General features: G+C 38.1%; 6 protein-coding genes and 6 pseudogenes. 6 read left to right on the forward strand and 6 right to left on the reverse strand.

Annotation, left to right across the window (positions count from 1 at the left end; all coding sequences use genetic code 11):
- Nucleotides 1–372 precede the first annotated feature (372 nt).
- Nucleotides 373–1,011: pseudogene (locus tag H1P_RS27970) on the reverse strand (transposase); the annotation flags it as partial.
- A gap of 173 nt (nucleotides 1,012–1,184) precedes the next feature.
- On the opposite strand from H1P_RS27970, the pseudogene H1P_RS27975 reads away from it, so the two are divergent.
- Nucleotides 1,185–2,518 (forward strand): annotated as a pseudogene (locus tag H1P_RS27975) (ISNCY family transposase).
- A 245-nt stretch (nucleotides 2,519–2,763) separates the two neighbouring features.
- Here H1P_RS27975 and H1P_RS27980 read toward each other — a convergent pair.
- Nucleotides 2,764–2,892, reverse strand: a pseudogene (locus H1P_RS27980) (ISL3 family transposase); the annotation flags it as partial.
- Between the two features lies 1 nt (nucleotide 2,893).
- Here H1P_RS27980 and H1P_RS36630 point away from each other — a divergent pair.
- From H1P_RS36630 to H1P_RS27995, 4 genes and pseudogenes are all read left to right on the forward strand, one after another.
- Nucleotides 2,894–3,058: a hypothetical protein gene (locus H1P_RS36630; RefSeq protein WP_186376185.1), complete on the forward strand. Its 165-nt coding sequence runs from the start codon at nucleotides 2,894–2,896 to the stop codon at nucleotides 3,056–3,058.
- Nucleotides 3,059–3,184: 126 nt separating this feature from the next.
- Nucleotides 3,185–3,748, forward strand: coding sequence for a Uma2 family endonuclease (locus H1P_RS27985; protein WP_144873924.1), 564 nt, complete (start codon nucleotides 3,185–3,187; stop codon nucleotides 3,746–3,748).
- Nucleotides 3,749–4,025: 277 nt separating this feature from the next.
- Entirely contained in the window at nucleotides 4,026–4,244 is a 219-nt protein-coding gene (locus H1P_RS27990; protein WP_144873926.1) for a hypothetical protein, read from the forward strand.
- Nucleotides 4,241–4,680 (forward strand): annotated as a pseudogene (locus H1P_RS27995) (type II toxin-antitoxin system VapC family toxin). Before H1P_RS27990 ends, H1P_RS27995 begins: the two are co-directional and overlap by 4 nt.
- Nucleotides 4,681–4,892: 212 nt before the next feature.
- Here the strand turns inward: H1P_RS27995 and H1P_RS28000 are convergent.
- Nucleotides 4,893–5,099, reverse strand: a complete 207-nt coding sequence (locus tag H1P_RS28000) for a hypothetical protein (RefSeq protein WP_144873928.1) — start codon at nucleotides 5,097–5,099, stop codon at nucleotides 4,893–4,895.
- Between the two features lie 192 nt (nucleotides 5,100–5,291).
- Nucleotides 5,292–6,092 (reverse strand): pentapeptide repeat-containing protein, encoded by an 801-nt coding sequence (locus tag H1P_RS28005; protein ID WP_222427283.1) that lies wholly within the window; start codon nucleotides 6,090–6,092, stop codon nucleotides 5,292–5,294.
- 22 nt (nucleotides 6,093–6,114) lie between these two features.
- Between H1P_RS28005 and tnpC the strand changes: the two genes are divergently transcribed.
- Nucleotides 6,115–7,497, forward strand: a complete 1,383-nt coding sequence (tnpC, locus tag H1P_RS28010) for an IS66 family transposase (protein WP_144873932.1) — start codon at nucleotides 6,115–6,117, stop codon at nucleotides 7,495–7,497.
- 17 nt (nucleotides 7,498–7,514) lie between these two features.
- Here the strand turns inward: tnpC and H1P_RS28015 are convergent.
- Nucleotides 7,515–8,780, reverse strand: a pseudogene (locus H1P_RS28015) (nSTAND1 domain-containing NTPase); the annotation flags it as partial.
- Nucleotides 8,781–8,832: 52 nt separating this feature from the next.
- A pseudogene (locus H1P_RS28020) lies at nucleotides 8,833–9,172 on the reverse strand (IS1 family transposase); the annotation flags it as partial.

Below are 9,172 nucleotides of genomic sequence, written 5' to 3' on the forward strand. Positions count from 1 at the left end.
CTCTTGGTTTCAAAGAAAATATAGACGTTTAGTGGTTCGTTGGGAACGTCAATCTCTTGTTTTTGATGGTTTTTTGACTTTGGCAACTATTCATATGTGGATTACCAAAATCATATTAGTGGGATAGGTTCATGCAATAAAGAAAAAGAACGAGTATGAACGCTTATCGAGTGAGAATGAGAGAAAAATCGATATCTGCGATCAGGCGGAGCCTGGCACTGCGTGATCGCGATCATCCCCTTATTCTCATGAAGCAGCCCTTCATGAGAATGGATAGATGCAGAAAATTTATCTCGCTCTCTGGTGAGCCAGAGCCAAAATTATTCAGGCTCTTCTGGAATTCCCGTGGGAAACACTAAATATGGTGGAGGGTCAGGTATTAAATATTTCAGAGCCATGAATGTCGAGTGTGAGTCGTTGAAAAAGACGATCTACATCAAAAATGCCATAGCAACGGCGTTTGAGAACCTTAACTCGGTTGTTAAACCCTTCAACAAAGCTACTGGTAAGTCGCTCCAGACGGTCTACTCGAGCGTCTGGGGAGACCCCAGACGGCGAGACCTCAAAATAGTTGGCGATCTGCTCCAGCCAGGTTTCAATCGTACTTAAGAAGCTATCAACACCTCGATTGGGTATGCTGGGGAAACCCCAGCACCCCTCTCGGTCAAACTGGGAAATTTCCTGAAGGCGCACTCGTTTACACCAAGCACGAATCGCGCACTTAGCTCCCTTGGGGTTATATTTGCGTTCAAAGCTCTGAGTCAATTCCTCTCGTAGAATATATGCTTCTTTCAATTTAGGAGAGTAAGTAAAGAGACGTTGGAGTAATTCCCATTCTTCATCTGTAAGCTGTTCCAAAGATTTACGAAAGGGCCACATCGCACCTTTGATCTGAGCATACTCTTTCTTCGATAACTTTTGCTTGAGGAATTTCAGTTCCTGTCGTCGCACTAGATCGGCACAACGACGATAAGCTCGTGCCACATGAAAGCGATCGATGATGATGTCAGCAATTCTCATTTTGAAAAACAGAGAAGCCAAAGTTCTCTAGCTGCTTAAGAGAACTTTGAACCCCCTGAAATAAATTAAGTAAGAATACTCAGTACAGATTATCTGAGTCGCGAAAAACAGAATCTCTCTATACTACAATTAAGGTAATTACTGCATCTAATTGATAGGAAAAAATGGAAGAATTTGCTGTCACCATTTCGCCATCAGAATTAATTCAATTTCTATTCCTTCAATTGAATGATTTGCCAGATTCAAGAACTGGATTAAACACAACTTATGAGATACGAGATTTGATGATAGCTGCCTTCTCCGTGTTTTTTACGCAATGTCCTTCTTTTTTAGAACATCAAAAGTTAATGAAAAAAAGAAGAGGAAAAGATAACGCTTTAAGTTTATTTGGATTGAGAAAAATCCCTTCAGATAACCAGATAAGAGCCTTATTAGATACCATTCCAGCCTCAACAATTTCTGGAGCTTTTGAAAGCGTATGGATGTGGTTAAATGAGAATCAAATAATCAATAATTTTAAGTATTTAGACAATCAAATTTTATTAGCTTTAGATGGAACGGAATATTATTCATCAAAAAAAATTCATTGCTCTCATCTTCTTTTGTCGCCATCATAAAAATGGTGTCATTACTTGATGATAATAAGTAATGACACCAGTGATTGTAGCTCCTGAGATAAAACAAGTCATCAATCTAGACCCAGAATTTATTAGAAAACAAGATGGAAAGACGAAACAAGATTGTGAGAATGCAGCGATAAAAAGATGGTTGTTAAGAAATCCAGCGAGGGAAAAAAAGTCAGGAAATAACTTTATTGTGAGATGATCTTTATTCTCGACAATCTATAGGTGAATTATCTCTTGAACAAGGATATAATTTTATTTTTGTAGCTAAACCATCATCTCATAAAAGTTTATATGAATGGCTGGAATTTTTAGAAAAAAACGGAGAAGTGGTTGAAGGTAAAATTAGAAAATATCAAAAAAATAAACTTTTATATTACAATTATAAGTATGCGAACAATGTTCCATTAAGAGAGAATGAGCCCAGTTTAATGGTTAATTGGTACTCAGTAGAAATCTATGATTCGACTAAAAAGAAAGTCGTTTATCGAAATACTTTTATTACCAATCATCAATTAAATGATGAGAAAATAGAAAAGATAATAGTTAGTGGACGAACAAGATGGAAAGTGGAAAATGAAGGGAATAATCTTCTCAAAAATCAAGGCTATAATTTAGAACATAATTTCGGACATGGACAAGAGAATTTATCAGAAATCCTACTCTCTTTGAACCTACTAAGTTTTCTATTTCATAACGTTTTAGAATTAACCAATAGCCTGTATAAAGAAGCTCGAAAAGCCTTAAAGAAAAGAAAAACATTTTTTAACGATATTAAGGCATTAGTGAAATACGAATGGTTTGAAGATTGGTCGGAGTTATTTGTTTATCTAATATCAGAAGGTGAGCAAAAGAAATTTATTGATACTAGCTAATCAACAACCTAAAAAAAGAATAGCTCAAAAAGTCACCCAATAAATTTTAAAGTAAGAGCAATGTTTCCTAATTTTTGATTGATAATAAGAATTGGGGTTCATCCAATATATTCTGTTTTCTGTAACATATATGTAACTCGGTTAGTCCCAGCAAACCGAGGGACGAAAAAAGATGAATTTGGCAATAGTCCTCTTGTTTACGTAGAAAACTATGATACTTCTCTTCTCAAAATGAGAATTGCTGCGCACTTACGACATGAAGTACCCTGAAGAGTACTCTCAACTCGAATCAGCCAAGATCCCTCTTCCGTTTTCGATACTTCTAATACCCGAACATCGGGCAAATCTAGAGGAATCTGAATCGAGTTATCCATCATGCTCACCACAGTTAATTTGATATCTTCATCCTCTCAAAGTAGTCATACTCTTGACAACTACACTATCTGTAGCGTCTACCACGGGAATTCCAGAAGAGCCGTTAACATTCCCATTCCTAATGCTTCCAACTCAGAAAAAGAAGCAATATCTAAATTAGTCTAAAAATGCTTTGATGCTAAAGGTGTTGACTGTGAAGCATGGGAAAAAGAAATAGACGATTGCGTCGCTGCGCTTTATGGCTTGTAGGACAATAGAAGAAAGAGTAAATCTTAGAGAAAAAATAAAACCATGCGATCGCCCTTAAACCTGATTACCGTTGAAGAATACCTTAAATCAGAGCAAGATGCCGAAGTGCGTCATGAATACGTAGCGGGACAAATCTTTGCTATGGCTGGTGCTAGCGAGGCACATAATCTGATAGTCACGAATCTTGTTGCTATATTACGTCCTCATTTACGAGGAAGTTCCTGTCGTACTTTTGTTTCTGACATGAAAGTAAAAGTTAAGGCACAACAAGCAGATATATTCTATTATCCCGATTTATTAGTTACCTGCGATCCAAATGACAATAAAAAATACTTTAAAACCAATCCTAATTTGATTGTAGAAGTTCTTTCAAATTCCACTGAAACTACAGATAAAAGAGAGAAACGAATTAATTATCAAACTATTGATAGCTTGCAAGAATACGTTTTGGTTTCTCAAGATGAAATCAAAGTAGAAATTTATCGTAAGGATAATAAAGGTAATTGGACAGTACAAACCTTGGATAAAGATGATGATTTAGCTTTATATTCAGTGGGACTGACTTTTATAATGGCAGATATTTATGAGGATGTTTTTAGTCTTTAACGAAAGAGGTAAATAGTCTGTAACTTTCGCTGACCTATTAAGTATATTTATCTACAACTAAAGTGATAGATTAAACAGTGGTTAATGGTTCTTAAAGAGTGAAAAAAAGGCAGAACAAATAATCTATTTGTTTTATTATGGTAATCTTTTGCGATCACAGTTTGCGGGTTTTGTTGTGAAATTAGTAAGTTCCAAACAGCACAGTTGCCCAACATTGTTAATTGAGCTTCACCCATTAGTACAATAAGATTAAGTAACTTAATCTCTCTCCTACACGATGAATGCACACCGTATAAAAACTGCTCTGACCGAAAACGGCAAGCTGTCACTACAAAATTTACCCTTCAAAAAAGGTGATGAAGTAGAAGTAATTATTTTGGAACGTAATTCATCTCAAACTGCACCTGGCTCTTATCCGCTAAAGGGAACAGTTATTAGTTATGAATATCCTTTTGAATCTGCTACCTCTTTTGATGATTGGGAAGCATTAAAGTGATTGTTCTTGATACTCATATTTGGCTCTGGTGGGTTAATGATAGTCCAAGATTGATCGAGCAATACAAAAAATGGATACAAGATTATCAATCTCAAGGGTTGGGTATTAGTATCATTTCTTGTTGGGAAGTGGCTAAATTAGTTGAGAAAAATAGGTTAGTTTTATCTATCCCAGTTGACGAGTGGTTAAGAACAGCTTTAGCTTATCCAGGAGTACAATTATTAGAATTAACTGTTCCTATAGTAGTTGAATCTACTCAACTACCTGGATTTCATAACGATCCAGCAGACCGTCTTGGTGCGCGTTCCCTTGCGCCTTACGTCGGCGCGGGGTCGCACCGCAAATTGTGGTCGCTACTGCCAAAGTTTATGATTGTTTTTTGTTAACGGCTGATAGCAAAATTCTTAATTACACAGGGGTAAAAACTCTCAATTAGCTATATTTGGCAATTGGCTTTAATCTTATTCTGAAACTTATCGGCGATCGCATTGCCAGAGTTCTGTTGTTGAAAAAGCAATCGCCTGATAACTACTCATCAACTCTAAGAGTTGATCGCAATTTGAAAGTTTTGTGTTTTCAATAGAGATCGCTTGAAAATCAAGGTAGCTGTTTTCCCCTTGTTAAACTGAATTATTTACAATCGTCGGGTTAGGCTGAATGTTGATGAGAACGAATAATTTTAGCTAAAGCTCGCAATGCATCATTGACCGATCTTTCATCGGGAAATATTTCAGCCACATCATCATCTAACTTAACAATGTTGCTCCCTTCGCTATACCTCTGAGTATATTTACCTCGTATGCCTTGGCTGAAATCGTATTCATCGAGCATATCTGAATCTTGTTGATTAGTCATAATAGTTGTTCTCCTCCGCACTTTAAAAGTTTAATTTTTGAAAATTGCGATCGCTTTTATGTAGTTGCGATCGTTAAAAGTGCGATCGCAACTATCGCTGAGTAGCTGTTTTTTACTTGCTCGACTGAAATAATTGAGTTAATAGTGAATTATTTGTATTAGAAAAGCTTCAATAATCTTTCAATTTATGACTTATCTATCTTCCCACTTACTACAATCAACTGGTTCTTTTGGTTCGGAATCTTTATCTTGTTTGAGTTGCTTTATGTATCGATCGTTGGCTTCGCGGTCGACTATCCATTTTTCCTCTTCTTCATCGTAGTGACCTTTATAAATAGCCTTGTCCCAATTGCAAGCTAATTCGATTTGAGAGTAGTCGAGACCTTCGGAGTCGATTAAGATAGCACCCTCAAGGTTAGCTCCCTTAGGGTTAGCTCCCTCAAGGTTAGCGTAAGGAAGCCTAGCATTAATAAGATTGGCATTACTAAGATCGGCAAAATTAAGATCGGCAACACTAAGATCGGCAAAATTAAGCCTGGCATTACTAAGATCGGCAAAATTAAGCCTGGCATTACTAAGATCGGCAAAATTAAGCCTGGCATTACTAAGATCGGCAAGCATAAGACTGGTAATATTAAGATCGGCACTAATAAGATCGGCACCACTAAGATTGGCATTAATAAGATCGGCACCACTAAGCTTGGCAAAACCAAGATTGGCACCACTAAGATTGAAATCATTTAGATTCCTTTTAGCCTTAGCTAACCTTTCCAAAGCTTCAATTCTGCCAGGGCAATCTTCTTTTTCCTTTGGACAATCTCGAATTAATCTTTTATCAGCATTTAACTGCGTCTCCGTAAATATAAAAGATCCGCCAACAACCGTCCCAATCAAGGGAATGATCGCAAATAATCCCCAAGCTTTGATTCTCTCTTTTCTTTGTTGCTTAATACTTTTTTTGTAACTCCCCAGGTTGTTATAAAAGAATGGCAAAAATAATGATAATGTTTTTTCTATGAGCAGGGAAGAACAAGAACAGAAAATAATTGCCTTAGAAAAAGAAAATCAAGCACTGCGGGAAAGAATAGCAGAGCTTGAGAGACGTTTGGGCTTAAATAGTGACAATAGCTCCCAACCCCCATCTTCTGATGGACTGAACAAGAAACCTCATCGAACCAAAAGTCTTCGAGGGAAGAGTGGGCGAAAAACAGGAGGACAAAAAGGTCATAGAGGTCAAACATTAGAACAAGTTTCAGAACCAGACAGGTTGGTCAAGCATTTAGCACCAGATTCTTGTTGGGGGTGCGGATGTGATGTGAGTAGGGAAAAAGTAGTATCAGTAATCAAAAGACAGGTATTTGACATCCCAGAACCGCGAATGGAAATAACAGAACATCAAGTAGAAATTAAACGATGCCCTAGATGTGAAGAGAAACTAGAAGGATGTTTGACTGAAGCAGTCAAAGCACCAGTCCAATACGGAGTAAGAATTAAAGCCGTATCAACCTATCTTCAACATCAGCATTTTATTCCCGAAGACAGATTAAGTGAAGCAATCGAAGATTTGTATGGTTGTCGAATCAGTACTGGAACCATTGCCAATACCAGCAAATCTCTAGCTCAAATCATGTCTCCTGTGGTAGAAAAATTAGCAATTTCAGTCAAAGCTGCCCCAGTCAAGCATCTGGATGAGACAGGATTCCGCATCTGTGGCAAGACACAATGGTTACATGTGGTCTCCACAGAAACGGCAACCTGGTATCGACCAGCAGTCAAACGCAAAGACCTCGAACCATTAGAAGGGATTACAGGAAGAGTAATTCACGATCATTGGAAGTCCTATTTTCAGCTTGAAAATGTGAGTCACGGTTTGTGTAATGCCCATCATTTGAGAGAACTTAAAGCTTTAGCCGAAATTGAGCAAGAATCTTGGGCTTTCTCCATGAGAAAACTTTTGACTCTAGCCAATAAGTATCGACATCGTTACCCTGAAACTATTCCCAAACCCATCTTGATTCGACTAACTCAACTTTATCAGTCAATTCTCCAGAGAGGATTAAATTTTCATGAATCTCAACCTCCTTTAACTCGTAAAAGTAATCGGGGACGGGTCAAACGGCGGGTGGGTCATAATCTGCTACTCCGTCTATCGGATTACGCCTCAGATGTATTGCGCTTTCTCTTTGAACCTGATGTCCCTTTTACAAATAATCAAGCCGAACGTGATTTACGGATGATGAAGTGTAAACAGAAAATTTCTGGTTGCTTTCGTTCTGGGGACAATGCTCTAGACTTTGCCAAGATACGTTCTTTTCTGTCCACTGCCAGAAAACAGAATCTCAATCTGCTGAAAGTCATCATACAAGCTTTATCTGGTAAGCCTCCTGTCTTTTCCTGAACTACCTACCTAGGGAGTTACCTTTTTTTTATAAAGCTGTGAGCTAGCTCTGATAGAGGATACCGTTCTTTTTGCTCTTGTTGAAATTCTTTCGCTTCTTTTAATCGCTTCTTAGATAACAAATAATCAATTTTGTATCCCGAATCTTGCCACTGTTTCGCTTCATCCTCAAGCCTATGCTGTTGTTTTAGTTGCTCGCGACTCGTATCTATCCACTGACGCAATCTTTGCCAATTACCGATTAAAGCTTCGTGAACTATCTCTAGGGTTTCTCTTTCTTTGCTTTCGGCAAGACTTGTCACCACCAAACGGCTATCGGCTAAACCGCGTTTGCGAGTGACTAATTGCCAATTGGCTTTTCCTAGTTGGTTGCGCTCTACTCTTCTTCTGGTGTCGTTGTTTTCTTCGCCCAAGCTTACTAATTGCACGAAAATTTGTTGGGCTTGTTTTTGTTCTGCTTTGCTTAACTGTTGGTATTGTTCTTCGGCATATTTGGCTAATGCACCTTTTACCAGACCGATTTTTTCGTAGGCTTGATGGGTCAATTTATCGCCTATTCTTTCTCGCCACAACTCAGTTAAAGCAAATTCTAGTAAAGCTAAATTACCTGGTTCGTTTTCCACATCGGTTAAAATGCGCTCTGCTAATCCAGATTCAAAGCTAACGCCCACAGTAGCAGCAGGTTTTGTAATTACTTGCGATAGTTCCTCTTGGTTCATTGCTCCGAGCTTGATATCTGAATTCCGCAAAATATCGGCAAAGGGACGATATGCCAAAGCCTTACCCAAAAAATCAGCCCGCATTGTGGTGACTAAGGTAGGAAGAAATCTCAGTTGTTGCGGGTTAGCACCAAAGCTATCTAATAATAAATCTAAAAATTGACGGCGGATTGTTTCATTAGGGCATAGAGTATATAGTTCCTCAAATTGATCGGCAATCAATAGCACTTGCCTATTAGGATAGTTACGCTCGATTCGAGCAAAAATATCTTGTAAAAGAACAGAACCATCTTGAAAGTATTCAGCTAACTTACGTTGCTGAGATATTTGTTCGGTTGCATCGAGATTGGGTTGATAAAGCGGAACGAGTGCTTGCGCCAGTGCTAAAAAAGGCTCTGTACCAGGACGAAAATGGGTAAATAACCAATTACCTTTCTCTTGTAGTTGAGGGACTAATCCTGCTAAAACAACAGAAGATTTTCCGCTTCCCGATGCCCCCAAAACGGGAATAAACCTACGAGTTACAGTAGCCTGAAAGAGTTCGGTAACAAAAACCTCCCTCCCAAAAAAAAGGGCGTTGGTAAATTAGGGTATGAAAGCCTGAATAATGCGAACGCTAAGTCAGAAAATTATTTTCGACACAAGGCACTGGAACATCCCAAAATTTCAGATAATGAATCAGTAATCGAATTGAGTGTTTCAGCATTACTTCAGATTTAGAATAGCAAAGAGTTTTTCTCTTTAAGCGTGCTAGATAATGTCTTAATCTTGTGTTTTCGCCCTCAACTCTTGTCATATAGGTTTTACAGATGATTTGATCTCCATCACCGAATAAAACCTGGATAAACCTTCCACCCATCCGTTACATAGAAGTAGCATTGCCATTGTTCAACTATTTTCCACAACGGTTGGAATGTTTCAGCACTATGGTCTCCAAGTACCCACCCCAAAATTCC

The sequence above is a fragment of the Hyella patelloides LEGE 07179 genome (assembly GCF_900659865.1).
GTDB lineage: Bacteria > Cyanobacteriota > Cyanobacteriia > Cyanobacteriales > Xenococcaceae > Hyella > Hyella patelloides.

What these genes read in the sequence shown, in the direction of transcription:
- H1P_RS27990 (WP_144873926.1), top strand. Translation starts at nt 4,026, where the DNA reads ATGAATGCACACCGTATAAAAACTGCTCTGACCGAAAACGGCAAGCTG.
- H1P_RS27985 (WP_144873924.1), top strand. Translation starts at nt 3,185, where the DNA reads ATGCGATCGCCCTTAAACCTGATTACCGTTGAAGAATACCTTAAATCA.
- H1P_RS36630 (WP_186376185.1), top strand. Translation starts at nt 2,894, where the DNA reads ATGCTCACCACAGTTAATTTGATATCTTCATCCTCTCAAAGTAGTCAT.
- tnpC (WP_144873932.1), top strand. Translation starts at nt 6,115, where the DNA reads ATGAGCAGGGAAGAACAAGAACAGAAAATAATTGCCTTAGAAAAAGAA.
- H1P_RS28000 (WP_144873928.1), bottom strand. Translation starts at nt 5,099, where the DNA reads ATGACTAATCAACAAGATTCAGATATGCTCGATGAATACGATTTCAGC.